Source organism: Pseudoblastomonas marina, assembly GCF_014641655.1.
Lineage (GTDB): Bacteria > Pseudomonadota > Alphaproteobacteria > Sphingomonadales > Sphingomonadaceae > Alteriqipengyuania_A > Alteriqipengyuania_A marina.
On sequence record NZ_BMID01000001.1, the window covers coordinates 2,344,064 to 2,367,716 of the forward strand.

General features: G+C 65.8%; 26 protein-coding genes and 2 tRNA genes. 11 read left to right on the plus strand and 17 right to left on the minus strand.

Annotated features, from left to right (window positions below):
- Positions 1–13: 13 nt before the first annotated feature.
- Positions 14–421 (plus strand): ExbD/TolR family protein, encoded by a 408-nt coding sequence (locus IEW49_RS11485; protein ID WP_188642784.1) that lies wholly within the window; start codon positions 14–16, stop codon positions 419–421.
- Here IEW49_RS11485 and IEW49_RS11490 read toward each other — a convergent pair whose 3' ends face one another.
- The 6 genes from IEW49_RS11490 to IEW49_RS11515 form a co-directional block, all read right to left on the minus strand.
- Positions 422–2,893: a ligase-associated DNA damage response DEXH box helicase gene (locus IEW49_RS11490; RefSeq protein WP_188642785.1), complete on the minus strand. Its 2,472-nt coding sequence runs from the start codon at positions 2,891–2,893 to the stop codon at positions 422–424.
- Positions 2,894–2,943: 50 nt separating this feature from the next.
- Positions 2,944–3,834 carry a DUF2059 domain-containing protein gene (locus tag IEW49_RS11495; RefSeq protein ID WP_188642786.1) on the minus strand — a complete coding sequence of 297 codons (891 nt, stop codon included), beginning with the start codon at positions 3,832–3,834 and terminating at the stop codon, positions 2,944–2,946.
- Positions 3,835–3,885: 51 nt separating this feature from the next.
- Positions 3,886–4,212 (minus strand): DUF4282 domain-containing protein, encoded by a 327-nt coding sequence (locus IEW49_RS11500; RefSeq protein WP_188642787.1) that lies wholly within the window; start codon positions 4,210–4,212, stop codon positions 3,886–3,888.
- 68 nt (positions 4,213–4,280) lie between these two features.
- Positions 4,281–5,684, minus strand: a complete 1,404-nt coding sequence (pgmG, locus tag IEW49_RS11505; RefSeq protein ID WP_188642788.1) for a phosphoglucomutase/phosphomannomutase PgmG — start codon at positions 5,682–5,684, stop codon at positions 4,281–4,283.
- Positions 5,681–5,980 (minus strand): J domain-containing protein, encoded by a 300-nt coding sequence (locus IEW49_RS11510; RefSeq protein WP_188642789.1) that lies wholly within the window; start codon positions 5,978–5,980, stop codon positions 5,681–5,683. The genes pgmG and IEW49_RS11510 overlap by 4 nt, the downstream gene beginning before the upstream one ends.
- Positions 5,977–6,783, minus strand: coding sequence for a division plane positioning ATPase MipZ (locus tag IEW49_RS11515; RefSeq protein WP_188642790.1), 807 nt, complete (start codon positions 6,781–6,783; stop codon positions 5,977–5,979). The genes IEW49_RS11510 and IEW49_RS11515 overlap by 4 nt, the downstream gene beginning before the upstream one ends.
- 68 nt (positions 6,784–6,851) lie before the next feature.
- Here IEW49_RS11515 and panC point away from each other — a divergent pair, with 68 nt between their 5' ends.
- The gene (gene panC / locus IEW49_RS11520; RefSeq protein WP_188642791.1) at positions 6,852–7,703 is read left to right on the plus strand and encodes a pantoate--beta-alanine ligase; all 852 of its coding nucleotides are present in this window, start codon (positions 6,852–6,854) and stop codon (positions 7,701–7,703) included.
- A 33-nt stretch (positions 7,704–7,736) separates the two neighbouring features.
- On the opposite strand, the gene IEW49_RS11525 is transcribed toward panC, so the two are convergent.
- From IEW49_RS11525 to pepN, 8 genes are all read right to left on the minus strand, one after another.
- The gene (locus tag IEW49_RS11525) at positions 7,737–8,144 is read right to left on the minus strand and encodes a hypothetical protein (RefSeq protein WP_188642792.1); all 408 of its coding nucleotides are present in this window, start codon (positions 8,142–8,144) and stop codon (positions 7,737–7,739) included.
- A 56-nt stretch (positions 8,145–8,200) separates the two neighbouring features.
- Positions 8,201–8,274: transfer RNA gene (locus tag IEW49_RS11530), tRNA-Gly, on the minus strand.
- A gap of 50 nt (positions 8,275–8,324) precedes the next feature.
- Positions 8,325–8,876 carry an adenine phosphoribosyltransferase gene (locus IEW49_RS11535; protein WP_188642793.1) on the minus strand — a complete coding sequence of 184 codons (552 nt, stop codon included), beginning with the start codon at positions 8,874–8,876 and terminating at the stop codon, positions 8,325–8,327.
- 19 nt (positions 8,877–8,895) lie between these two features.
- A complete protein-coding gene (locus IEW49_RS11540; RefSeq protein ID WP_188642794.1) occupies positions 8,896–9,774 on the minus strand; it encodes a cytochrome c1 in 879 nt (292 codons plus the stop codon).
- 22 nt (positions 9,775–9,796) lie between these two features.
- The gene (locus tag IEW49_RS11545; protein WP_188642795.1) at positions 9,797–11,104 is read right to left on the minus strand and encodes a cytochrome b; all 1,308 of its coding nucleotides are present in this window, start codon (positions 11,102–11,104) and stop codon (positions 9,797–9,799) included.
- 10 nt (positions 11,105–11,114) lie between these two features.
- Entirely contained in the window at positions 11,115–11,693 is a 579-nt protein-coding gene (petA, locus tag IEW49_RS11550; RefSeq protein WP_188642796.1) for a ubiquinol-cytochrome c reductase iron-sulfur subunit, read from the minus strand.
- Positions 11,694–11,922: 229 nt separating this feature from the next.
- Complete coding sequence (pgeF, locus tag IEW49_RS11555) at positions 11,923–12,627, minus strand: peptidoglycan editing factor PgeF (RefSeq protein WP_229658183.1); 705 nt, start codon at positions 12,625–12,627, stop codon at positions 11,923–11,925.
- A gap of 4 nt (positions 12,628–12,631) precedes the next feature.
- Positions 12,632–15,274, minus strand: a complete 2,643-nt coding sequence (gene pepN, locus IEW49_RS11560; protein WP_188642798.1) for an aminopeptidase N — start codon at positions 15,272–15,274, stop codon at positions 12,632–12,634.
- A 120-nt stretch (positions 15,275–15,394) separates the two neighbouring features.
- Between pepN and IEW49_RS11565 the strand changes: the two genes are divergently transcribed.
- On the plus strand, positions 15,395–16,168 hold the full coding sequence (locus IEW49_RS11565; RefSeq protein ID WP_188642799.1) for a Rossmann-fold NAD(P)-binding domain-containing protein: 774 nt from the start codon (positions 15,395–15,397) through the stop codon (positions 16,166–16,168).
- Here the strand turns inward: IEW49_RS11565 and IEW49_RS11570 are convergent.
- Together IEW49_RS11570 and IEW49_RS11575 are read right to left on the minus strand one after the other, a co-directional pair.
- Positions 16,165–17,112: a DMT family transporter gene (locus IEW49_RS11570; protein WP_188642800.1), complete on the minus strand. Its 948-nt coding sequence runs from the start codon at positions 17,110–17,112 to the stop codon at positions 16,165–16,167. The two genes, IEW49_RS11565 and IEW49_RS11570, sit on opposite strands and share 4 nt — an antisense overlap.
- Entirely contained in the window at positions 17,109–18,110 is a 1,002-nt protein-coding gene (locus tag IEW49_RS11575) for a threonine aldolase family protein (RefSeq protein ID WP_188642801.1), read from the minus strand. The genes IEW49_RS11570 and IEW49_RS11575 overlap by 4 nt, the downstream gene beginning before the upstream one ends.
- A gap of 48 nt (positions 18,111–18,158) precedes the next feature.
- Here IEW49_RS11575 and IEW49_RS11580 point away from each other — a divergent pair, with 48 nt between their 5' ends.
- Entirely contained in the window at positions 18,159–18,458 is a 300-nt protein-coding gene (locus IEW49_RS11580) for a GNAT family N-acetyltransferase (RefSeq protein WP_188642802.1), read from the plus strand.
- Between the two features lie 12 nt (positions 18,459–18,470).
- Here the strand turns inward: IEW49_RS11580 and IEW49_RS11585 are convergent.
- Positions 18,471–18,545: transfer RNA gene (locus IEW49_RS11585), tRNA-Thr, on the minus strand.
- 135 nt (positions 18,546–18,680) lie between these two features.
- Here IEW49_RS11585 and IEW49_RS11590 point away from each other — a divergent pair.
- The 7 genes from IEW49_RS11590 to IEW49_RS11620 are packed head-to-tail and all read left to right on the plus strand — an operon-like array spanning position 18,681 to position 23,632.
- On the plus strand, positions 18,681–18,845 hold the full coding sequence (locus IEW49_RS11590) for a hypothetical protein (RefSeq protein WP_188643220.1): 165 nt from the start codon (positions 18,681–18,683) through the stop codon (positions 18,843–18,845).
- A 36-nt stretch (positions 18,846–18,881) separates the two neighbouring features.
- Entirely contained in the window at positions 18,882–19,568 is a 687-nt protein-coding gene (gene gpmA / locus IEW49_RS11595) for a 2,3-diphosphoglycerate-dependent phosphoglycerate mutase (protein WP_188642803.1), read from the plus strand.
- A gap of 2 nt (positions 19,569–19,570) precedes the next feature.
- Complete coding sequence (gene purE, locus IEW49_RS11600) at positions 19,571–20,050, plus strand: 5-(carboxyamino)imidazole ribonucleotide mutase (RefSeq protein ID WP_188642804.1); 480 nt, start codon at positions 19,571–19,573, stop codon at positions 20,048–20,050.
- Positions 20,051–20,075: 25 nt separating this feature from the next.
- Positions 20,076–21,146 carry a 5-(carboxyamino)imidazole ribonucleotide synthase gene (locus IEW49_RS11605; RefSeq protein ID WP_188643201.1) on the plus strand — a complete coding sequence of 357 codons (1,071 nt, stop codon included), beginning with the start codon at positions 20,076–20,078 and terminating at the stop codon, positions 21,144–21,146.
- On the plus strand, positions 21,130–21,642 hold the full coding sequence (locus IEW49_RS11610) for a dihydrofolate reductase (RefSeq protein ID WP_229658184.1): 513 nt from the start codon (positions 21,130–21,132) through the stop codon (positions 21,640–21,642). Before IEW49_RS11605 ends, IEW49_RS11610 begins: the two co-directional genes overlap by 17 nt.
- 7 nt (positions 21,643–21,649) lie before the next feature.
- Positions 21,650–22,570 (plus strand): bifunctional riboflavin kinase/FAD synthetase, encoded by a 921-nt coding sequence (locus IEW49_RS11615; RefSeq protein WP_188642806.1) that lies wholly within the window; start codon positions 21,650–21,652, stop codon positions 22,568–22,570.
- Between the two features lie 3 nt (positions 22,571–22,573).
- Positions 22,574–23,632, plus strand: coding sequence for a glycerophosphodiester phosphodiesterase family protein (locus IEW49_RS11620; RefSeq protein WP_188642807.1), 1,059 nt, complete (start codon positions 22,574–22,576; stop codon positions 23,630–23,632).
- Positions 23,633–23,653 lie beyond the last annotated feature (21 nt).

Below are 23,653 nucleotides of genomic sequence, written 5' to 3' on the forward strand. Positions count from 1 at the left end.
CGGGAGAGTGCACATGTCCGACAACTCCCGTCCCATGGGCGAGATGAACACCACGCCGTTGATCGACGTGATGCTGGTGCTCCTCATCATGTTCATCATCACCATCCCGATCGCCACCAACGGGATCGAGGTCGACCTCCCCGGTGAACCGGGCACGACCGTGCCCGATCCGGTGAAGAACCGGGTCGTGATCTCCGAGGCTGGAGCCATCCTGTGGAACGGCGAACCGGTTAGCGACCGGCAGTTCGTCGGCCTCCTCCAGGACACCAAGCTGATGGTACCGACCCCCGAGCTGCAATTCGCGCCCAGCGCCAATGCGAGCTACGATCGTTCGGCCAAGGTGCTCGATCTGGTCCGCCGGGTCGAGGTCGGTAATTTCGCCTTTGCCGACACCCATCTCTACGCCCGGTTCGACAGATGATCAGTCGCCGAGGCGGCGGGCGCGCTTGCGTCCGCCGCCTTCGCCGCGTTCGGGCGTCATGGCCTGGCCGGCAAGGCTTTCCGCCTCAAGCAGCAATTCGTCATCGACCGAGCCCTGAGGCGTGCTTTCACGCCCGATCATCACCATCACCGGGACGGCGAGCGGACTGACCCGGTCGAGTTCGACATGGCATAGCCGCTCGGCCGCGGTCTCGAGCACCTCGGCGAGTCGTCCGATATCGGTCATCCGGGTCTTCGCGTCGGCCCAGGCCGCCTCGATCAGCACGTGGTCGGGCTCGTATTTGCGCAGCACGTCGTAGATCAGGTCGGTCGAGAAGGTGACCTGCTTGCCGCTCTTGCGCTTGCCGGGGTGCTGGCGCTCGACCAGGCCGGAAATCACCGCCACCTCGCGGAAGGCGCGGCGCAGCAGGTGCGAATTCTGCACCCAGTCGACGAATTCATCGTCGAGGATGTCGGGCGAGAGCAACGAGGCCGGATCGTCGACCGGTTTCAGTCCCCACACGGCAAGGCAGTAGTCGTTGGCGTTGAAGCCCAGCGGCTGGAGTCCGCGCGACTCCATCCGCTGCGTGATCAGCATGCCGAGCGACTGGTTCGCGTTCCACCCCGCGAAGGTATAATAGACGCTGTATTCGCGCTGTCCGTGCGGGAAGCTCTCGACCAGCAGCCGGTCCGGCGACGGCATCTCGCTGCGCCAATCCTGCACTTCGAGCCATTCGCGCACATCGTCGGGAAAGCGCGCCCAACCCGCCGAATCGAGCAGCATGGCGCGCACCCTCCCCGCGAGGTGCGTGGTGAGCGGCAATCGCGCGCCGCCATAGCTCGGGATCATCGCCGAGTGCTTCGACCCGCGGACCGTGATTTCCATGTCCTTTATCCGCTCGACCTCGAGACTCATGCCCGCAAAGGCGAAGGTGTCTCCGGGCGAGAGCGAGGCGGCGAACCGCTCCTCCACCCGCCCGAGCGAACGCCCGTTCCGGAAGCGAACGTCGAGCATCTCCGCGTCGAGGATGATCCCGGCATTGAGCCGGTGGCGTGCCGCATGGTCGGGATGGGTGAGCCGCCACTGGCCGGTCCTCTCGCGCACGATCCGCCGGAAGCGATCGTAGGCCTTGAGCGCATAACCGCCGGTCTCGACGAAATGCAGGACGCGGCGCCATACCTCCGCATCCACCCAGGCGTAGGGCAGCGCCGAACGGATCTCGGCGAGCAGCTCCTCCTCGCGGAAGGGGGCGGCGCAAACACAGGCCATCACATGCTGGGCAAGCACGTCGAGCCCGCCGGGGCGGAAATCCTCGCCGTCGCGCTGGCCTTCGTCGACCGCCTCCTTCGCCGCGGTCGCCTCGAGGAACTCGAATCGGTTGCCGGGGACGAGGATCGCGCGGCTCGGCTGGTCGAGCCGGTGGTTGGCGCGCCCGATCCGCTGCAACAGTCGCGAAGAGCCCTTGGGTGCGCCCATCTGCACCACGAGGTCGATATCGCCCCAGTCGACACCCAGATCGAGGCTGGCGGTGGCGACGAGGGCGCGCAATTCGCCGCGCGCCATCGCGCCCTCGACCTTGCGCCGCGCCTCCTTCGACAACGAGCCGTGGTGGATGCCGATCGACAGTTTGTCCTCGTTGACGTCCCACAGGTTCTGGAAGGTGTATTCGGCGAGAAAGCGCGTGTTGGTAAAGACCAGCGTGGTCCGGTTGGCCTTGATCAGCTCGTAGAGCTGCGGGATCGCCCAGGTCGCAGCATGCCCACCCCACGGGACACGCACTTCCTGCGGGAGCAGGATCTCGACCTCGGGCTCGGCACCCTGCTCGCCTTCGACCAGCGCTACCTCGTCGATATCGCCCCATGGAGCGAGCCATGCGCGGAAGCCCTCGGGATCGGCGACCGTCGCAGACAGCGCCGCGCGCTGCATGTCGGGGGCGATGGCTTGCAACCGCGAAAGCGCAAGCGCGAGCAGGTCGCCGCGCTTGCCGGTGGCGAAGGCGTGGACCTCGTCGATCACCACGCGTTTCAGTCCCGCGAACAGCTCGAAGCTCTCCGGGTAGGATAGCAGCAGCGACAGGCTCTCGGGCGTCGTCAGCAGGACATGCGGCGGTTTCGTACGCTGGCGCTTCTTGCGGTCCGACGGCGTGTCGCCACTGCGGGTCTCGACCCGGATCGGCAGGCCGATCTCCTCGATCGGCGCCAGCAGGTTGCGCTGGACGTCGTGCGCCAGCGCCTTCAGCGGCGAGACGTAGAGCGTGTGCAGGCCTTCGGGCGGCGGTGCGCCGGCGAGCCGTGACGGCGCGAAATCGGCCAGCGTGGGCAGGAATCCGGCGAGCGTCTTGCCCGCGCCGGTATCGGCGACCAGCAGCGCGTGGCGCCCTGCATCGCTGGCAGCGAGCATATCGGCCTGGTGCCGCCGCACGCGCCACTCCCGCGCGGCGAACCAGTCGGCGATTTCGGGCGGGATCGGCATGTCGCTCACCCGGCTAAAGCGCTCGGGCGCGTGCCGCGTTCCGGCTCCGCTCAGCTATCCCATTCTTCGGCCTCGGCCGCGTCCTCGGCGGCTTCCTCCATGTCTTCGGCGGACATCGCCTCCTCGAGCTCCTGTTCGGTGAGTCCCGAGAGCGAAGCCAGCCGGGCGCGTTCGGTCGCGCTGAGATCGGCGAAGGCCTTGGCCTTGGGGAGCGCTTCGATCGCTTTCTCGCCCTCGGCGACGGCGGCCATGATCGGCCCCATCATCTCCGGCAGGTTCTCGAGCATGCCGACGAAGATGCTGGGATCGCTCGCCAGCTTGTAGCTCTTGGCGGCGAAGGCCGCGCCCGAGGGCGTCGCGAAGAAGGCGCCGATATCGGTCAGCTCGGTATCGTCGAAGCTCGCCGCGAAGGCTTTCGCCATCGCTTCGCGGATCGCGGGTTCCATCACCAGCATTATGTCGGCAATGCCCTTCTCAATTGCGTCCATCGTCGCGGCCTCGCGCGCCTCGCGCGAGGGATCGATGATCGCGACGATTTCCGCCGCCGCCGCCTCGTCGATATCGCCCTCGCCGACATACCAGCCAAGCATCGAGGACGCCGTGCCGATCTGGTCTCCATCCTCGAGCGCGGCAAGCGGATCGACGATATCGCGGAACATCGACGACAATACCTCGCCCATCGTGCCGTCGGGAATCATCGCGCCGACCACCTGGGTCGCGAGCGGAAGCCGCGCCTCCTGGTCGGGGGTCAGCGGCTCGGGCTTGAACAGGTCGACGAACTTCTGGAATTCCTCGTTCTCGCCCAGCATCGCGCCGAGCATCGCACCTGCCATTTCCGTTTCTTCGGCCTCAAGCTCGGCCTCGGTCTCGACGTCCTGGGCTGCCAGCGGGGTGGCGATTGCAAGGGCGGCGATCGACACGCCGGCAGTCATCCATTTCATGCAGTTTCTTCCTTGAAGGGGGGGCGGCACCATGCCGCCCCGCTTCGCAACCTATTGGACGATATCGTCGTCCTTCTCCCCGACGAGGTGATCGCGCACCTGGCCGAGTCGTTCGAAGATACCGAACAGCACCATGTAGACCTCGATCATCACGCGCCAGAACAGCAGCCCGAACAGGCCGGCAAGTATCGCAACGAGGATCATGCCGAGCCCACCGCCGGGCGAATAATCCATCATCCCGAGGCCCCCGGCCATCGCGACGAGCATGTAGATGGCTATTCCCGCGAGACCGATCCAATAGACGATCTTCAGGACCGTCGGCGCGACCATGCGCTCGAACTGAAACAGATCACCAACAGAAAAAGGCTTCTTTTCCATAGTATTCCCCCCTCACTATACGACCCCGGCTCCATGGGACCATGCACCGGGGGAAGTGTCAAGCGGGGCTAGTGTCCGGCCTGTTCGCCGCGTTCGAGTCCGCTTAGCGCCAGCTGTTCGTCGATCTGTTCCATCAGCCGCGCGAGCCCTTGCTCGCTTTCGCTTTCGGCGCGCGCCACGAGCACGTCCTGCGTGTTCGAGGCGCGCAACAGCCACCACCCGTCCTCGGTGGTGACCCGCACCCCGTCGGTCCCGTCGACCTGCGAATCGCTGTTCGCAAGCCGCTCCTCGACCTCGGCAATCGCCGCGAACTTGCGCGCCTCGTCGACCTGGAAACGCATTTCGGGCGTGTTGACCATCGCGGGCATCGCGCCTCGCAATTCGGTGACCGACTTGCCCAGTCGCGCTGCCGCCGCGATCAGCCGCACCCCGGCATAGAGCGCATCGTCGAAACCGTAATAGGTATCGGCGAAGAACACGTGTCCGCTCATCTCGCCCGCCAGCGGGCTGCCGATCTCCTTCATCTTGGACTTGATCAGCGAGTGGCCGGTCTTCCACATCATAGGCTTGCCGCCGTGGCGCTCGACATGGTCGAACAGCGCGCGGCTGGCCTTCACATCGGCGATGATCGTGGCATCGGGCATGCGCGGCAGCAGGTCTTCGGCATAGATCATCAGCAATTGGTCGCCCCACACCACGCGGCCCTCGCCGTCGATGGCGCCGATGCGATCGCCGTCGCCGTCGAATGCGACTCCGAAATCGAGGTTCTTTTCCGCGACCAGCGCGCGCAGTTCGGCGAGGTTTTCCTCGACAGTGGGATCGGGATGATGGTTGGGGAAATTGCCGTCGACTTCGGTGAACAACAAATGGTGCTCGCCCGGCAGGCGCGCGGTCAGCGCTTCGAGCGCGGGGCCCGCCGCACCGTTCCCCGCATCCCAACCGATCCGGAGATCGGCCAGCGCGGTCTCGTCGATCCCGTCGAGCGCGGTCAGCATCCGCTCGACATAGGCATCGAGCACATCGCGCTCCTCGACCGCACCGACCCCGTCGTCCCAATCGCCAGCGGCAGCCAACTCGCCCAGTGTCGCGATATCCGCGCCAAAGAACGGTCGCCCCTGAAAAACCATCTTGAAGCCGTTGTAATTGGCGGGGTTGTGGCTGCCGGTTATCTGGATGCCGCCATGCACGTCCTCGGCTGACGCCTCGGCGTAATAGAGCATCGGGGTGGCGCCCATGCCGATCCGCACGACGTCGCAGCCGCTCGCGGTGAGCCCTTCGACCAGCGCGTGCTCGAGCATCGGCGAGCTGGTGCGCCCGTCATAGCCGACTGCGACTTTTGAACCGCCGGCGCGGCGCAGCAGGGTGGCGAAGCCGCGCCCGATCGCGCGCGCATCGTCGGGCCCCAGCGTCTCCCCGATGATTCCGCGAATATCGTATTCGCGCAGCACAGTGGAATCGAACTGGTGACTCATCGGGGATCGCTTTCTCTGTCGGGATGGGCCGCGAGCAATGTATCGCGCGCGGCGTTGAGTTCGGCGAGGCGGGCATTGTCGCCGCCGCGGTCGGGATGGATCGCGGCCGCGATCCGGCGGTGCGCCTCGCGGATCTCGGTGCGGGTCGCGGCGGCATCGAGGCCGAGCACGCGGCGGGCATCGTCGAGCCGTTGCGAGCGGGTCGGCGGACTGCGGAGATAGTCCCACGGCCATCGTCCAAGCGCCCATCGAAGGATGATGGCGGCGAGCCCGGCAAGGAGGAGCAGCTTGATCATGCCGCCTTGTCGCCGTTTTCTTCGCCGACAGGAAGCCTCAATGCATGCAGCAGCTCGCGCAATTCCTGGCGCGCGACGAGATGGCTGGTGCCAAGTTCGCCTAGGTGCCCCTTGTCGAGCAGCGTCAGGCCCGAGGGGAACAGCTCGCGATAGATCACCCGTTCGGACAGGCCCTGCGCGACGCGGAACCCGACCCGCTTGGACAGTTCGGTCAGCGCGCGCTCGATCCGCTGCATGTTGCGCGCCTCGGTGTAGCCGGTGCGGTTGCGCACCACGATCCAGTCCATCTCGCGGCGCTGCTCCTCGATCGTCGCCTTGCTGCGCTTCATCCGCGCCTCCCAGATCAGCTCGGCATAGAACGACAGGCGGCGGACCTTGAAGGTCTCGGCATCGACCTGCCCGATGAGGTCGAAATCGACGAAGCTGTCATTGAGCGGCGTGATCAGGCTGTCGGCCTCGGTCGCGACGTGGCGCGCCAGCGGATCGTCACGACCCGGCGTGTCGAAGATCAGGAAGTCGTGCCCCATCGCCAGTTCACGGGCCTGCGCCTCGAGGGCGGCCGGATCGTCGCCGTCATGCACCGCGAAACTCGCGCTCGGCAGGTCGACCCCGCGACGCTCCATCGTCTCGGCGCGGTTTTCGAAATAGCGGTGCAGCGTGCGCTGCCGCGGATCGAGGTCGATCGCCGCCACCTTCGCCCCGCGATAGGCGAGCGCGACCGCGATGTGCACGGCGGTGGTCGATTTGCCCGTGCCGCCCTTTTCATTGGCGAAAACGATGCGATGCGGGGCGGCGGAGGTCATAGTGGCTTTCTATCAGTGAGGCAGACGGTTAGGCCGGGTGCATTGCCATTATCGGAGGGGATTTGCCCGTGCAAACCATCGACAGCCTCGGTCCACTGCGCATGGTGGTCGATACCTTGCGCGACAGCGGAACGGTGGCGCTGGTGCCGACGATGGGCGCTCTGCATGAAGGACACCTGGCGCTGGTGCGCGAAGCCAAGCGGCGCGCCGACCATGTCGCGGCGTCGATTTTCGTCAATCCGCGCCAATTCGGCGAGGGCGAGGATCTCGAAGCCTATCCACGCCGGTTGAAGGAGGACGCTGCGCTGCTGGAAAAGGAAGGCGTGGCGCTGCTGTGGGCGCCCACCCCCGAGGCGATGTACCCTAATGGCTACGCCACCAACATCTCGGTCTCGGGTGTCAGCGAAGGGCTGTGTGGCGGCGATCGCCCCGGCCATTTCGACGGCGTGGCGACAGTGGTGTGCAAGCTGTTCAGCCAGGTGCGCCCCGACATGGCGTTCTTCGGCGAGAAGGACTGGCAGCAGCTCGCCGTGATCCGGCGGATGGCGCGCGATCTCGATCTCGTGCGTCCGCATGTCGACGCCATCCACGGCGTGCCGACCGTGCGCGAGAAAGACGGGCTCGCGATGAGTTCGCGCAATGCCTACCTCTCGGGCGAAGAGCGCGAACAGGCGGCGGCGCTGCCGCGCGCGATGCAGGCCGCGATCGCGGTGATGAAGCAGGGCGGCGATCCGCCCAAGGTGCTGGCCGGGTTGCGCGAGGCGCTGCTCGACAGCGGTTTTTCAGAAGTCGACTATGCCGAGCTGCGCGACGCGGAGACGCTGGAGCCGCTGTCACGGGTCGGAACGCGGCCCACGCGATTGCTGGTCGCTGCCCGGATCGGTCCGGCGCGGCTCATCGATAATATGGCTATAGGTTGAGCGAAAGGCCGCCCCCGAATGTAGCGGCCGCATTTAGTCAGTGCAGACTATGGCGATTGCGGCACGCTCGACCCGCCATGAGGAATTAAGCTTCCTGAATTCGACACGTCGAAGGAGGCCGTCATCGTAGCAAGACTGTGCTGAGGTGTATTGGCAAAGTTGTAACCGATCACCTTCGCCGCTTTCGAACCAGGCTTCTTGGACGTCGGCTTGTGGCTTGAAGGAATCGAGGACTGAAACATCGGTGGATGGCAGAGGTAGGCCCAGAAGAGCTTCGCGATTTGCAGGGCTTCCCACTTCTCGCCACAAATTCGGCGGCAGCTGGCAGAGCTGATTGGTCGAAAGTTCGGCAGACCGATGCAATTCCTTCGCCGGCACGCAGCCAGCCAGCAACAGCATTCCAGCAAATGCGGAAACCCCGGTCAGACAAAGCTTGAACACATGAAGGGGATAAGTCGCCCGATCGGACTGTCAATCAGCCGGGCGGGGAAAGGAGATGGAGCGGGTAGCGGGAATCGAACCCGCATAACTAGCTTGGAAGGCTAGGGCTTTACCACTAAGCTATACCCGCCCGCTCGCGCCCTATGTGGCGGCGGAATTCCCAAAAATCAATCGCCGGAATCACTCACCGTCGAATGCCATCAGCGCGTCTACGGCGATATCGTCTCTGCGCAGGCGGTCGGCACCACCGAGGTCGGGCAAGTCGATCACGAAATGCGCGGTTTCGACCATCGCTCCCGCCTTGCGCAGCAAGGCCGCCGAAGCGCAGGCCGTGCCGCCGGTGGCGATGAGGTCGTCGACCAGCGCGATCCGCATCCCGTCGGTCACCGCCCCCGGATCGATTTCGAGCCGGTCGGCCCCGTATTCGAGCGCGTAGTCGATCCCGAGGGTTTCGATCGGCAGCTTCCCGGGCTTTCGGATCGGGAGAAAGCCGAGGCCGAGCCGCGCCGCGACCGCCGCACCGAAGATGAAGCCACGCGCTTCCATGCCCGCGACCATCTGGGCATCCGCCGCATCGACGCGATCGGCGAGATACGCGATCGTCGCGGCGAGGCCGTCACCGTCGGCGATCAACGTCGTGATGTCGCGAAACTGGACCCCGCGCGCCGGCCAGTCCGGCACGGTGCGCACCAGCGCCTTCAACTGATCGGGAGTGAGCGCGGGGCTCGTCATCAGCCGAGCCCCGTCGCGATCAGTCTTCCTTGACCGAGGCTTCGCCGACGTCGCCGCCCTTCGCGCGGGCCCAGACCTGCTTCTTCGAGAAGTAGGCGAGGACCGTCGCGAAGACGAGGAACAGCAGGAAGGCCCAGCCGGTCTGACGGCGCTTCACCAAGGTCGGTTCGGCGGTCCAGGCGAGGAACGCGGTCACGTCCTCTGCCATCTGCTCGATCGTCGGCTCCGGATTGCCCTCGCCGTAGGTCACCTGGCCGGTGCCCGTCAGCGGCGGGGCCATCGAGATGTTGAGCGAGTGGAAGAACGGGTTGTAATACTGGCCTTCGGCGGTCTTCGCTTCGGGGAATTCCTCGACCAGTTCGGCCGGCTGCTCGCGATAGCCGGTCAGCAGGTCGTAGACGTAGTTCGTGCCGTCATGACGTGCCTTGGTGATCAGCGAGAGATCCGGCGGAATCGCATTGTTGTTCGCCGCACGCGCCGCGATGTCGTTGGCGTAGGGCTTCGGGAAATAGTCCGTCGGCGAGCCTTCGACCATCGTCGCTTCGCCGGTGTTCGGGTCGACGCCCGGAACCTGCCAAGAGGCGGCCTCGGCCTTCACCTGGCCTTCGTCGTAACCGATCTCGCCGAGGTTGCGGAACGCGACCAAGCGCAGCGAATGACAGGCCGAGCACACTTCCTTGTAGACCTGGTAGCCGCGCTGCAATTGCGCGGTGTCCCACTTGGCGAACAGGCCTTCATGGGCGAAGCCGCCCTCGGGGCCCTTCGGGTAGAGGTGGTATTTCTCTTCCGCCGTTTCGGGTGCGGGTTCGCTGATGGCCGCGCCGGTGTCGACGATAAAGGACCACAGCACCGCTACGGTGAAGAGAAGGCCGGTCAGGATGCCGAAGATGCGGATCATGATGCTAGTCTTTCCCTAAATCTCAGGCTTTGGCCGGCGAAGCTGTCGTCGGCTTGGGGCCGAGCTTGCTGTCCGGGTCGTGTCCCAGCACCGCTTCGGTGATCGAATACGGCATCGGTTCGGGCCGCTCGATCAGCGAAATGATCGGCAGGATCACGAGGAAGTGGAGGAAGTAGTACGCGGTGAAGATCTGGCTGAGCAGGATCGTCGTCGTCGAAAGGTGCGCGCCGCCGCAATAGCCGAGCACCACGATCGCCGGGATCAGGCCGAACCAGAAGAACTTGCGGAACAGCGGACGGTAGTGGCCGCTGCGCACCGGCGACTTGTCGAGCCACGGCAGGAAGAACCACACCAGGATCGAGGCAAACATGGCAAGCACACCCATCAGCTTCGCAGGCACGAAGAAGAAGTCAGCGGTGAAGGCGCGCAGGATCGCGTAGAACGGCCAGAAATACCATTCCGGAACGATGTTCGCCGGAGTCGAGAGCGGGTTGGCCGGGATGTAGTTGTCCGGGTGGCCCAGCGCGTTCGGCATGAAGAACACGAAGGCGAAATAGATGATCAGGAAGACGCCGAGACCGAAACCGTCCTTGGCCGTGTAATACGGGTGGAAGGGCAGCGTGTCGCTTTCCTTCTTCACTTCGACGCCGGTCGGGTTCGAGGAACCCGGGATATGCAGCGCCCAGATGTGAAGGATCACCACGCCGGCGATCACGAACGGCAGCAGGAAGTGCAGCGAGAAGAAGCGGTTCAGCGCGGCATTGTCGGGCGCGAACCCGCCGAGCAGCCAGTTCTGGATGCCTTCGCCGACCAGCGGGATCGCCCCGAACAGGCCGGTGATGACCTTCGCGCCCCAGTAGGACATCTGGCCCCACGGCAGCACGTAGCCCATGAAGGCGGTCGCCATCATCAGCAGGAAGATGACCACGCCCAAGAGCCAGATCATCTCGCGCGGCGCCTTGTACGAGCTGTAATAGAGGCCGCGGAAGATATGGATGTAGACCACCACGAAGAAGGCCGAGGCCCCGTTCGCGTGGGCATAGCGCATCAGCCAGCCCCAGTTGACGTTGCGCATGATGTGCTCGGTCGAATCGAACGCGACCAGCGTGTTCGGCGCATAATGCATCGCCAGCACGACGCCGGTGACGATCTGCAGCACGAGGCAGAAACCCGCGAGCACACCGAAATTCCAGAAATAGGACAGGTTGCGCGGCACCGGGTAACCCGCGCCGACGGCGTTGTAGACGAGGCGCGGCAGCGGCAGCTTCTCGTCGAGGAACTTGGTCAAGCCGTTCTTCGGCTCGTACTGCTGGGCCCAGGGAAAGCTCATTCTATCTACCTCAGCCGATGCGGATCAGGGTGTCGGACTGGAAGGCGTATTCGGGCACTTCCAGGTTGGTGGGAGCCGGACCCTTGCGGATGCGGCCGGCAGTGTCGAACTGCGAACCGTGGCACGGGCAGAAATAGCCGCCGAATTCGCCGCGGTTCTCGCCATCGCCCGCACCCAGCGGGACGCAGCCGAGATGGGTACAGACGCCCATGGTCACGAGGATGTTGGTGTGACCTTCGACGGTTCGCTCTGCGAGCGTCTCGGGATCGCGCAGCGCGTTGAGCGAGACGCTTTCCGCCGCGGCGATTTCCGCCTCGGTCAGCGAGCGGACGAAGACCGGCTGCTTGCGGAACACGGCCTTGATGGCCTGGCCGGGCTGGAGCGAAGAGATATCGACCTCGGTCGTGCTCTCGGCGAGCACGTCCTTCGATGCCGACATCTGGCTGACCAGCGGAATGACGACCGCGAGACCGCCGATCCCGGCAGCGGAAACCGCCGCGATGTTGATGAAATCGCGCCTACGCACGCCGTCACCCTCGGTGACGACCGCGGCTGCGCCCTCATTATCGGCAATCGCCTGATCTGCCATCTGCTTCGCCTTGCTCTCTTTTTTCCGCCCCGCGAGTGCGGGGGTGCGATTCAGCCGCCACCCGGTGGGAGAAGCCCCGGCGACGCGAGAGTCACCGGTTCGTCCGATTGCGCGGGCTGGATCGCCAACGCATTGCGGGCTCGACTTTGGCGCGGCTGATAGACGCGAACGCCCCCGCCTTCAACCGCATTTTCGACACCTTCCGTCGCCCCGAGCGCCAGCGTGCCTTCTATGCGGTCGGCAGGCCGATAAGCGACACCTGCCGCCCTTCGCACACGATCCCGCGATGGGTATCGCGGCGATAGGAATGAAATCGTTCCTCTTCGGCATAGGTATCTCGGCGGGTCGCCTCGACGGTGGCGATCCCGGCCTGCACCAGCCGTGCCATGACATATCCTTCGAGATCGAAATGCGGCTTGCCCGCCTTTCCTTGGCGAAAGAAGCGCGCATTGCGGCGATCGGCGGTGAGAAAGGCGTTGCCGAAATCGTTGTCCACCTCGTAGCTCGGCTGCGCGATGCAGGGGCCGATGGCGGCCTTGATTTTCGAACGGTTGGCACCCAGCCGCTCCATCGCGACGATCGCCGCATCGGTCACGCCGTGGAGCGCGCCCTTCCATCCGGCATGCGCCGCGCCGACCACGCCGTTCTCGCTATCGGCCAGCAGCACCGGCGCGCAATCGGCGGTAACGATCCCGAGCAGCAGTCCTGGTTCGCGGGTCGCCAGGGCATCGCCTTCGGGGCGATCGGCATGGTGCCACGGTTCGGTCGCGATGATCGCCTGCGGCGAATGCGTCTGGCGCAGCAGCACGAGTTCGGCGCCGGGCAAGACCACCTCACCTTCGGGCCCAAACGGCGTCTCGCCCACGGAATCGGACTCGCGCCCGAAGAAACCGTGCGGCACGTCTCGCAGCGCCTCGGTCCGAATCGGTTCCATGGTTTCAGCCAAGACTTCGGCTGACCTGCTCGTAGGTATCGCGCGACAGCCCATCGGCCGCGGCGATCCGCTCGAGCTGTTCGCGCATCATCGTGCCGTGCGGCTCGGCCATCCGCCGCCAGCGACCCAGCGGGGCAACGAATCGCGCGGCGGTCTGCGGATTGATCGGATCGAGTTGGAGGATGAGGTCCGCGACCAGTCGATAGCCCTCACCGCTTTCCGCGTGGAAGCCGTGCTTGTTCGCGGCGAAGGCCATGTAGAGCGAGCGCACCCGGTTGGGGTTGGTCAGGCGGAAGTCCGCGTGCCCGGCCAAGTCCTTCACGTGCTCGATCACGTCGGGGTGAAGCGAACCAGCCTGCAGCGCGAACCACTTGTCGATCGCGAGATCGTTACCCGCGAAACGCTCATGGAAATCGGCCAATGCGGCCTTGCGTTCGGGCCGGTCGAGCCCGGCGAGCACCATCAGCGCGCCCTGCCTGTCGGTCATGTTGTCCGCCGCATCGAACTGCGCCTTGGCGCGCGGTGCGGCCGCCGCGGCATCGGCGGCGGCAAGATAGGCGAGCGCCTGCGTCTTCACCTTGCGCGCACCCCGCGCCTTGCGCTCGAGCGAATAGGGCACCGCGCTGGCGCGGGCATGGAGCGCTTCGAAACGCTCGCGCAGCTCGCCTCCCAACCAGGCCTTGAGGCCTTCGCGCGCCTTGTGCAGCGCGACCGGGTCGGCGACGAGCACCTGTTCGCACAGATAGGCCACCGGCGGCAGCAACAGCATTTCGCCGCGCATCTGGTCGTCGAGGGCATCGTCGTCGAGGATCGCGCCGAAAGCCTCGCCCAGCGCGGCAAGATCGGCGGCGTCGTTGTGGACCGCGCCTTCCGCGCCGGCCTCGGCCAGGAGGTGCTCGATCACGAGTTCCTGCAGCGCCTCGTAACGCGCGAACGGATCGTCGTCATTGGCGGCGAGGAACAGCAGGTCGCCGGCGGCGCGTTCGACATCGAGCGAAATCGGAGAGGTAAACCCGCGATTGATCGACAGCACCGCGTCGGCAGGGGCATCTTCAAACTTGAAGCTCGCTTCAGCCCGGTCGAGCACCACCAGCCGTTCCCCACTGCTTTTCCCCGTGTCGCGGTCGAACAGCGCCACGCGAAGCGGGATCACCATCGGCTGCTTGTCGGGCTGGCCGGGGGTCGCCGGGACCTCCTGCGTTAACCGTAGTTCTCCATCCTTCAGCGCCGCCGAAACCCGCGGCGTGCCGGCCTGCTCGTACCAGCGGCGGAACTGCTTGAGGTCGAGATCGGCGCCCTCCTCGATCGCGCGGACGAAATCCTCGCAGGTCGCCGCTTCGCCGTCGTGGCGATCGAAATAGAGGTCGGTCCCTTTCCGGAACCGCTCTTCACCCGCCATGCTCCGCATCATGCGCAGCACCTCGGCGCCCTTGTTGTAGACGGTCGAGGTGTAGAAGTTCGAGATCTCCTGGTAGCTGTCGGGCCGGATCGGATGCGCGAGCGGGCCGCTGTCCTCGGGGAACTGGACCGCGCGCAACACGCGCACGTCCTCGATCCGCTTGACCGCCTCGCCCTGCATGTCCTGCGAGAAAAGCTGGTCGCGCAGCACGGTGAAGCCTTCCTTCAGGCTCAGCTGGAACCAGTCGCGGCAGGTCACCCGATTGCCCGACCAGTTGTGGAAATATTCGTGCGCGATCACGCCCTCGACCCCGTCGTAATCACCGTCGGTGGCGGTTTCGGGATCGGCCAGCACGTATTTGGTGTTGAAGATGTTGAGGCCCTTGTTCTCCATCGCCCCCATGTTGAAATCGCCCACCGCGACGATGTTGAACACGTCGAGATCGTATTCGCGGCCGAATGTCTCCTCGTCCCATTTCATCGATTTCTTCAGCGAATCCATCGCGTGTTGCGTGCGGCCGAGATCGGCTTCGCGCACCCAGATCGCGAGATCGATCGTGCGCCCGCTCATCGTGGTGAAGCTGTCCTCGAGCGCAACGAGGTCGCCCGCGACCAGCGCGAAGAGATAGGACGGCTTGGGCCACGGATCGTGCCATTCGGCCCAGTGACGCCCGCCTTCGAGTTCGCCCTCGCCGGTCTTGTTGCCGTTCGACAGCAGCACCGGAAAGGTTGTCGCGTCGCCTTCCATGCGCACGGTGTAGGTCGACAGCACGTCGGGCCGGTCGGGGAAGAAGGTGATGCGGCGGAAGCCTTCGGCTTCGCACTGGGTGCAAAGCATGCCGTTCGAGGCATAGAGTCCCATCAACTTGCTGTTTGTGTCGGGCGCCAGCTCGGTGGTGATGGAAATCAGGGCCTCCTCGCCATCGATCGAGACCAGCAGGTCGTTTCCATCCATGGTCCAGCTTTCGCACGGCGCGCCGTTGCGGAGCACCGATTTGGGCTCGATCTCGTCGCCGTTCAGGCGAATGTTCCCTGTCCGCTCGGCTTCCGGATTGCGCACCACCTTGAGCTCGGACCGCACGGTCGTCGCCCCCGCCCCGAGATCGAAATGGAGCGCGATTTCGGGCACCAGCCAGGCCGGCGGCGTGTAATCCGCGCGCCGGATCGTGACCGGCGCATGCGGTTCATGTGCGGCATCCGCCATTTCCGGGTTGCCATCGGCGGTCGAGGGAGTGCGTGCGATATCCATGGATGTCCTTGGGCAATATGTCCGTAGGGGTGTTCCTGCCGACAACGTCCGTCGCCGCTGAAGGTTCAACGGTCAAGCGCCACGCTTGACTCGATCTCCGGCGCAACGCAGCCCGGACCCATGGCAGGACGACTATTCATTTTCGGTCTCGGCTATGCCGGCAAACGGATCGCAACGCGCTTGCGAGAGCGCGGCTGGCAGGTCGATGCGACCGGGTCGGACGGCAATATCGCCTTCGACGACGACGCGGTGGTACGGGCCGCACTGGCCGGCGCGAGCCATGTGCTGTCTTCGATCCCACCGGCTGAGAGCGCAGACCCCGTGCTCGCGAACTATGGCGATGCACTCGACGGCAAGTGGCTCGGCTACCTCTCTTCGACCGGGGTTTATGGCGATCGCGGCGGGGCGTGGGTCGACGAGTCGACCCCGCTCCGCGGCGCGCGCAGACAAGCCCGGCTCGCGGCGGACCTGGCATGGCTGGCACGCGAGGCGCGGGTCTTCCGGCTGGCGGGCATCTATGGTCCTGGCCGCAGCCCGATCGACCGGGTGCGGGTCGGAAAAGCCCACTGCATCGACCTTCCCGGACAAGTCTTCAGCCGGATCCATGTCGACGATATCGAGAGCGCGGTCGTCGCCGGGTTCGATGTCCCGCCGGGGGCATACAATATCTGCGACGACGAGCCTGCCGAGCAGCGCGCGGTGACCGAAGAGGCCGCGCGGCTCGCCGGGGTCGAACCGCCACCGCTGCAGACGATCGAGGAGGCCGGCCTGTCCGAGATGGCGCGCAGTTTCTACGCCCAGAACCGGCGCGTTTCGAACCGCAAGGCCAAGCGCGCGCTAGGCTGGGAACCGCTCTACCCGACCTATCGCGAGGGACTGCGCTCGCTGGTCTAGGGCGCCTTGGGCGGCGAAGTGATCCGCCCCGGATCGCGGGCGCGCAGTGCGATCAGCATCCCGATCATCGCCACCGCCGCGCCGCAAGCCGCGAGCGCGGTCCATTCAAAGCCTTCGAACATGGTCGACAGGATCATCGCGACCACCGGCACCAGCACCGAGGAATAGGCAGCCTTGCCCGCGCCCACGGTCCGCACCAGCGGGTAATATAGCGGGAAGGTCGCGACCGAACCGAGCAGGCCGAGATAGAGGATGCCCAGCGCATAGCCGGGGCGCGGATCCCATTGCGGGGGGCCGAACCAGATCAGCGCGACCAGGGCGTTGAGCAGCATGCCGATCGCCATCGACCACGCCAGCAGCGTCAGCAGCGGCAGGTGTGCCGCGCGCTTGGTCGCCTGGACGATATTGGCGATCGAGGCGGTCAGGATGCCACCGCCGGTCAGCGCCGCCCCCGCCAGCACTTCCCACAGTCCGGCCGGCGAATCGCGCCATTCGTGGAGGAACAGCAGCGCGATACCCGCCACCGCGATGGTCGAACCGAGCACGAAACCGCGCGAGATAGACTGGCCGAGATAGATTTTTCCGAGCACCGCATTGGGCACCATCAGCAGCGCGAACATCACCGCGACGAGGCCCGAGGTGACGAATCTTTCGGCATTGTAGACGAAGGCGAAATTGGCGAAGAACTGGAACAGTCCCATCAGGAGCGCGATGACCCAGCCTTCTCTCGCCAGTCGCCACGGCTGTCCGCGGAACCGCGCCAGCACGAACATGCCCGTCAGCGCGACCATGAATCGATAGCAGATCGACCAGAACGGCGGGACGCTTGCCAGCTGGTCCTTGATGATGATCCAGGTTCCGCCCCAGATCAGGCTGACGAGCAGGAAGGGGACAAGGTGGCGGGGTTGGGCGAGGCTCGGTGCCTCGCGGCTATCGCCGCTCATAGATCGGCGATCGCATCGGCAAGCTGGCGCGCGGCCTGCTGGTCGGCATTCCACGCACTGACGAAGCGTGCGGCGTCGGCACCCCAATCGTAGAATCCGAAACCCTTTGTGCGCAGCGCCTCGCGCTCCCCGGCGGTGCAGCGCAGGAAGACCTCGTTGGCCTCGACCGGGTGGAGCAGTCGCTCGCCGGCCGCACCGCCCAGCGCCCGCGCCGCTTCGTTGGCGGCGGCAGCATTCTCGAGCCATAGATCGCCGTCGAGCATCGCGAGCACCTGTGCCGCAAGGTAGCGCCCCTTCGACTGGAGGTGCCCCGCCCGTTTGCGGCGATAGCGCGCCTCGTCGGCCAGCTCGGGATCGAAGAACACCACCGCCTCGGCGTTCATCCCGCCATTCTTGACGAAACCGAAGCTCAACGCATCGACATGACCGACCCCGGCGGCACTTGCAGCACCCTCGCCGAGGAACGCCGCGGCATTGCCGAAGCGCGCGCCGTCCATATGCAGCTTGAGCCCGCGTTGCTTCGCCAGCTCGCCGATCGCGGCGAGTTCGTCGGGGCGATAGCAGCAGCCATATTCGCTCGCCTGCGTGATCGAGATCGCGTGCGGCTGGACCTGGTGCACGTCGTCGCGGATCGGATCGATCACTGCCGCGATTCCCTCGGGCGTTATCTTCGCATGCTCGCCGTCTGCCAGGAGCAGCTTCGCGCCGTGGAGATAGAAGCCCGGCGCACCGCCCTCGTCCATCTCGATATGCGCCTCGCGGTGGCACACCACCCCGCCATGCGGCGGACACATCGGGCCAAGCGCAAGGCAGTTCGCCGCCGTGCCCGTCGCCACCCACAGCACCGCACATTCGGAGCCGAACAGGGCGCCCATCGCATCGTCGAGCCGGGCGGACAGTGCATCGCCATCATAGGGCGCATCGGTGGCGTCGGCGGCGCGCATCGCCTCCCACAGCCTGGGATGGACGGGCGCGGCGTTGTCGGAGAGAAATTGCATGGAACGCTCCTAACCACGCACCCGTTGCGATGGAAGAAGGAGATTCGCATGGCGATCGAGGGCTTGGAAATCACGCATGAAGACAACGGCACCAGCGGCGAATATCGCGCCAAGGTGCTCGACAGCGAGAGAATCGGGCGTTTGACCTGGAAGCAGCGCGAGGAAGGCGTGCGCGTGGCCGACCACACGCTAGTGCCACCAGCCATCGGCAATCGCGGTATCGCGGCCGCGCTGGTCGATCGGCTCGTCGCCGATGCACGCGAGCAGGGCTTCAAGATCGTGCCGCAATGCAGCTACGTCGAAGCGAAGTTTCGCAAACACCCCGACTGGAGCGATCTGCGCGCCTGATTGTATGGGGAATGGTGCTGCTGGAGAGAATTGAACTCTCGGCCTCACCCTTACCAAGGGTGCGCTCTACCACTGAGCTACAGCAGCAAGACCATTTCGCGAGTCGGAATTGCGCGATCCCCGTGGGGTCGCGTCGACCGGCGCGCGCTATTGCCACCGAACAGGCAAATGTCAAGCTAACCCGCTCTTGAAAGCTGCCCGCGCTCGCGGCAGGAGGGCGCCATGAGCGGGAAAGACGACAAGCCGACGCGCGAGGAGCGACTGGCGGCCAAGCTGCGCGAGAACCTGCGCCGCCGAAAGGCACAGGCCCGCGAGCTCGAGCAGCCCATGGACTCGGCGGCGGAAGATCTCGGCGAAATACTTCCCAAAAGCGATTCGGGCCGTTAGGCCACGGCGCTCTTTCAACGCACTAGGAGCGCGTCCTTGCCCCGCCTGATCCTGATCCGCCACGGCCAGAGCGAATGGAACCTCGCCAACCGCTTCACGGGCTGGTGGGATGTCGGATTGACCGACAAGGGTATCGCCGAAGCGCAGGCCGCCGGTAGGCTACTGGCCGTGAAGGGCATGCTGCCTACGGTCGCCTTCACCTCCTACCAGACGCGCGCGATCAAGACGCTGTGTCTCGCGCTCGAACAGTGCGACCGGCTGTGGATCCCGGAGCACAAGGACTGGCGCCTCAACGAGCGGCATTATGGCGGGCTGACCGGGCTCGACAAGCAGCAGACCCGCGACCGGCACGGCGACGAGCAGGTCCATATCTGGCGCCGCAGCTTCGATACCCCGCCCCCGCCGCTCGAGAAGGGCAGCGAATTCGATCTTTCCTCCGACCCGCGCTACGCCGGAGTCGAAGTGCCCGACAGCGAAAGCCTCAAGGACACGATCGCCCGCGTGCTGCCCTATTACCGCGAGGCGATCGAGCCGGTGCTGCGCCAGGGCGAGACGGTGATCATCTCGGCCCACGGCAATTCGCTGCGCGCGCTGGTCAAGCATCTCTCGGGCATTTCGGACGACGAGATCACCGGGCTCGAAATCCCGACCGGCCAGCCGATCGTCTACGAACTCGACGACGATCTCGCCGCCACCGATCGCTATTACCTCTCGGAGCGCTGAGCATGTCTGCAAAGGTCGCAATCGTGATGGGCAGCCAGTCGGACTGGGATACAATGCGCTGTGCGGTCGAGGTCCTCGACGAGCTCGATGTCCCCACCGATGTCCGGATCGTCTCCGCCCACCGCACCCCCGACCGGATGGCCGAATTCGCGCGCACTGCCGAAGAGAACGGCTTCCACGTCATCATCGCCGGCGCAGGCGGCGCGGCGCACCTGCCGGGAATGATCGCCGCGCAGACCCATGTCCCGGTGCTGGGCGTGCCGGTGAAGTCGCGCGCGCTCAACGGACAGGATTCGCTGCTATCGATCGTCCAGATGCCCGCCGGAGTCCCGGTCGGGACGCTGGCGATCGGCGAGGCCGGCGCGACCAATGCCGGACTGCTCGCCGCCGCCATCCTCGCCAATGGCGACGCCGATCTCGCCACCCGGCTCAAGGACTGGCGCGCCGCGCAGACCGCCCGGGTCGCCGAACGGCCCGAGTGAGGGCGCCCCGATGAGCGACCACTCAGTGATCCCGCCCGGGTCGACCATCGGCATCCTCGGCGGCGGCCAGCTGGGCAAGATGCTCGCGACTGCCGCCGCGCAACTCGGCTACCGCGTCGAAATCTATTCGCCCGAGCCCGATAGCATCGCCGCCGATGTCGCCGCCCATTCCACCGTCGCGGCATGGGACGATATCGAGGCCCTCGAACGTTTCGCGCGCGAATGCTCGGTCGTGACTTACGAGTTCGAGAATGTCCCTGTCGCGCCGCTCGCGGCCATCAAGGACATGGTGTTGCGTCCCGGCCTGCGCGCACTCGAAGTGGCACAGGACCGGCTCGCCGAGAAACGCTTTGCCGAGGATCATGGCGGCCGACCGGCTCCCTTCGCGCCGGTCGCGAACGCCGGGGAGCTCGAAACGGCGATGAAGTCGATCGGCACGCCGGGCATCCTCAAGACCTGTCGCGAGGGCTACGACGGCAAGGGCCAGTGGCGCACCGGCAATGGCGGCGCGAGCGACGACGATCTCGCCGCGATCGCGTTTCCCGAGACCGGCTGCATCTACGAGGGCTTCGTCGAATTCGAATCCGAATTCTCGGTCATCGCCTGCCGCGCGCTCGATGGCTCGATCGCCTTTTACGACAGCGCCGAAAACGACCACGAGGGGGGCATCCTGTCGCGCTCGACCGTACCAGCCTCGATGGCGATCGTCGCGCAGGTCGAGGAAGCGCGCGAACTGACCCGCCAAATCGCCGATGCACTCGATTATGTCGGCGTGCTCACGATCGAGTTCTTCGCCACCGCGAACGGCCCGGTGTTCAACGAAATGGCACCGCGGGTGCACAATTCGGGCCACTGGACGATCGAGGGCGCGGTCACGAGCCAGTTCGAGAACCATATCCGCGCAATCTGCGGCCTGCCGCTGGGCGATACCGCGCTCGCGGGCAAGCGAGTGGTGATGGACAATCTGATCGGCGAAGCGGCCGATGGCTGGGTGGAAATCCTCGCCGATCCGCAGGCCGCGCTCCACCTCTACGGCAAGGGCCAGGTGCGCGAAGGCCGCAAGATGGGGCATGTCACGCGTGTCGAACGCACCTGATCCTTTGGGCGACGAGCCTCACATCATCCTCCTCGCCGCAGTCGCCGAAAACGGCACGATCGGCCTCGACGGCGGGCTGCCGTGGCACATCCCGGCCGATCTCAAGCGTTTCAAGGCGCTGACGATGGGCAAGCCGATGGTGATGGGTCGCCGCACCTTCGAATCGCTGCCCGGCATCCTTCCCGGTCGGCGCCACATCGTGCTGACCCGCGATCGATCGTATGAGGCAGCGGGCGCGGAGATCGCCGCCAGCCTCGACGATGCGCTCGCACTTGCCGACGCGCCCGAGATCGCGGTGATCGGCGGTGGGCAGATCTACGCCGCCGCCCTGCCCCGCGCGACCCGGCTCGAACTGACCGAGGTCCATGCCGCGATCGAGGGCGACACCCATTTCCCCGACCGCGGGGACGGCTGGCGCGAGACCTTCCGCGAACGGCATGCGGGCGGGGAGAGCCACCCGGACTTTTCTTTCGTCACGCTGGTGCGCGACCTATAGGATCGCCATGCAGCGCCTGCATCACCGTGACTCCATTCCCGAAGCCCTGCGCGGCGCGATCATCGCGCTGGGCAATTTCGACGGCTTCCATCTCGGCCACCAGCGCGTCGCCGAGGAGGCGATCGAGTGGGCGCGGGCGCAAGGCCGCCCGGCAATCGTCGCGACTTTCGATCCGCATCCGGTGCGCCATTTCCGGCCCGACGCGCCGCCGTTCCGCCTGACCACGCTCGACCAGCGGCAGGAACTGTTCGGCGAAGCCGGTGCGGCGGCCATGCTGGTGTTCGATTTCGGCGACGAGCTCGCCTCGACCAGCGCCGAGGGCTTCGTCGACCTGCTCGCCGGCCATCTCGGCGCGGCAGGCGTGGTGACGGGCGAGGACTTCTCCTTCGGCAAGGGCCGCAGCGGCAATGTCGAAGTGCTGCGCGATCTCGGCAGGGCGCGCAGGATGGAGACGCGCCGCGTCGGCCCGGTCTCCGATGCGGAGGAAGTCGTCTCTTCGAGCCGCATCCGCGACGCGCTTCAGGAAGGCGATTGCCCCACCGCGACCCGGCTTCTGACCCGCCCATTCGCAATCCGGGGCGAGGTGATCCACGGCGACAAGCGCGGGCGCGAACTCGGCTACCCAACCGCCAATCTCGAGCTCGGCCAGTACCTGCGCCCCAAATTCGGGATCTACGCCGTGACCGCGCGGCTGCCCGACGGGCGCGAGGTAAAGGGCGCGGCCAATCTCGGTACGCGGCCCCAATTCGATCCGCCGAAGGAGCTGCTCGAACCCTATTTCTTCGATTTCGACGGCGATCTCTACGGGCAGGAGGTCGAGGTCGCCCTGCATCATTTCATCCGGCCCGAGGCGAAGTTCGATTCGCTCGATGCGCTCGTCGCGCAGATGGAGGCCGACTGCGCCCAGGCGCGCGAGTTGCTGGAGTAATCCATGAATTTCGGACCGTGGCCGCGGCGCATCTTTTTCGTGCTCGCGGCGATCTTCTTCGTCTTCACCTTCCTCCATGCGAGCTGGCTCGCGCCGACCCCGCGCGGCGCACCCAAGCTCGTCGCGCACCGCGCGGTCGGACAGCCGCTGCTGCAGCACGCGCGGTCCGGCGAGGAAGATTGCTTCTCGGCGCAGATCGAGGAGCCCTACCATCCCCTTATCGAGGACAGCCTGCGCTCGATCAGCGAGGTTTCGCGGCTCGGCGGCCACATGGCCGAGGTCAACGTGCTGCCGACCGGCGACGGCGACCTGGTGCTGTTCCACGATGACGATCTTTCCTGCCGCACCGGCGCGGATGGGAAGGTGAGCACCTCGACGGTCGAGGAACTCAAGCAGCTCGATATCGGCTGGGGCTACACCACGCCCGAGGGTGACCATCCACTGCGAGGCAAGGGCGAGGGCCTGATGCCGACGCTCGACGAGGCGTTCGACCGGCTGCGCGGCAACACGCGCTACATGTTCAATCTGAAGAGCGAAGACCCCGCCGACGCCGACCTGCTGGCAAAGAAGGTCAAGGCCGCGCGCCGCGCCGTTCGCGGGACCGACCATGCCTTCATCGGCCAGGGCCCGGCGATCGCGCGGCTGGCCGAGCTGTTCCCCGATAGCTGGGTGGTCGATCTCGATCGCGCTTACGCCTGCTCGGCGGGATACATGCGCACCGGTTGGCTCACCATCGTGCCCGAGGCGTGCGAGAACGGCACGCTGATCGTCCCGCTCGACAAGCAGTACCTGTTCGCTGGCTGGCCCAACCGCACCATCGCGCGGATGGAAGAGGTCGGCGCGCGGATCGTCGTCACCGGTCCACATGATGGCGAGACCGTGACCTACGGCCTCGACCTACCCGAACAGTTCGGCGAGATCCCGGACAGCTTCAACGGCTATATCTGGATCGACGATCTCTGGAACCTCGGCCCGGCGCTGCGCCCCGGCTTCAACACCCGCGACGAGGAAGAGCGCAAGGCGCTGGCCGAAGTGATCAAACGGCGGCGGGAAGCACGCTGAATGCTTTATCCCCGCGCGACT

Coding starts and splice junctions, on each gene's coding strand:
- IEW49_RS11580 (WP_188642802.1), top strand. CDS start 18,159: ATGGCGATCGAGGGCTTGGAAATCACGCATGAAGACAACGGCACCAGC.
- IEW49_RS11615 (WP_188642806.1), top strand. CDS start 21,650: ATGCAGCGCCTGCATCACCGTGACTCCATTCCCGAAGCCCTGCGCGGC.
- pgeF (WP_229658183.1), bottom strand. CDS start 12,627: ATGGAACCGATTCGGACCGAGGCGCTGCGAGACGTGCCGCACGGTTTC.
- IEW49_RS11540 (WP_188642794.1), bottom strand. CDS start 9,774: ATGATCCGCATCTTCGGCATCCTGACCGGCCTTCTCTTCACCGTAGCG.
- IEW49_RS11515 (WP_188642790.1), bottom strand. CDS start 6,783: ATGACCTCCGCCGCCCCGCATCGCATCGTTTTCGCCAATGAAAAGGGC.
- IEW49_RS11535 (WP_188642793.1), bottom strand. CDS start 8,876: ATGACGAGCCCCGCGCTCACTCCCGATCAGTTGAAGGCGCTGGTGCGC.
- IEW49_RS11545 (WP_188642795.1), bottom strand. CDS start 11,104: ATGAGCTTTCCCTGGGCCCAGCAGTACGAGCCGAAGAACGGCTTGACC.
- petA (WP_188642796.1), bottom strand. CDS start 11,693: ATGGCAGATCAGGCGATTGCCGATAATGAGGGCGCAGCCGCGGTCGTC.
- pepN (WP_188642798.1), bottom strand. CDS start 15,274: ATGGATATCGCACGCACTCCCTCGACCGCCGATGGCAACCCGGAAATG.
- IEW49_RS11620 (WP_188642807.1), top strand. CDS start 22,574: ATGAATTTCGGACCGTGGCCGCGGCGCATCTTTTTCGTGCTCGCGGCG.
- IEW49_RS11510 (WP_188642789.1), bottom strand. CDS start 5,980: ATGATCAAGCTGCTCCTCCTTGCCGGGCTCGCCGCCATCATCCTTCGA.
- IEW49_RS11500 (WP_188642787.1), bottom strand. CDS start 4,212: ATGGAAAAGAAGCCTTTTTCTGTTGGTGATCTGTTTCAGTTCGAGCGC.
- IEW49_RS11490 (WP_188642785.1), bottom strand. CDS start 2,893: ATGCCGATCCCGCCCGAAATCGCCGACTGGTTCGCCGCGCGGGAGTGG.
- pgmG (WP_188642788.1), bottom strand. CDS start 5,684: ATGAGTCACCAGTTCGATTCCACTGTGCTGCGCGAATACGATATTCGC.
- IEW49_RS11495 (WP_188642786.1), bottom strand. CDS start 3,834: ATGAAATGGATGACTGCCGGCGTGTCGATCGCCGCCCTTGCAATCGCC.
- IEW49_RS11575 (WP_188642801.1), bottom strand. CDS start 18,110: ATGCAATTTCTCTCCGACAACGCCGCGCCCGTCCATCCCAGGCTGTGG.
- IEW49_RS11485 (WP_188642784.1), top strand. CDS start 14: ATGTCCGACAACTCCCGTCCCATGGGCGAGATGAACACCACGCCGTTG.
- IEW49_RS11565 (WP_188642799.1), top strand. CDS start 15,395: ATGGCAGGACGACTATTCATTTTCGGTCTCGGCTATGCCGGCAAACGG.
- purE (WP_188642804.1), top strand. CDS start 19,571: ATGTCTGCAAAGGTCGCAATCGTGATGGGCAGCCAGTCGGACTGGGAT.
- IEW49_RS11570 (WP_188642800.1), bottom strand. CDS start 17,112: ATGAGCGGCGATAGCCGCGAGGCACCGAGCCTCGCCCAACCCCGCCAC.
- IEW49_RS11590 (WP_188643220.1), top strand. CDS start 18,681: ATGAGCGGGAAAGACGACAAGCCGACGCGCGAGGAGCGACTGGCGGCC.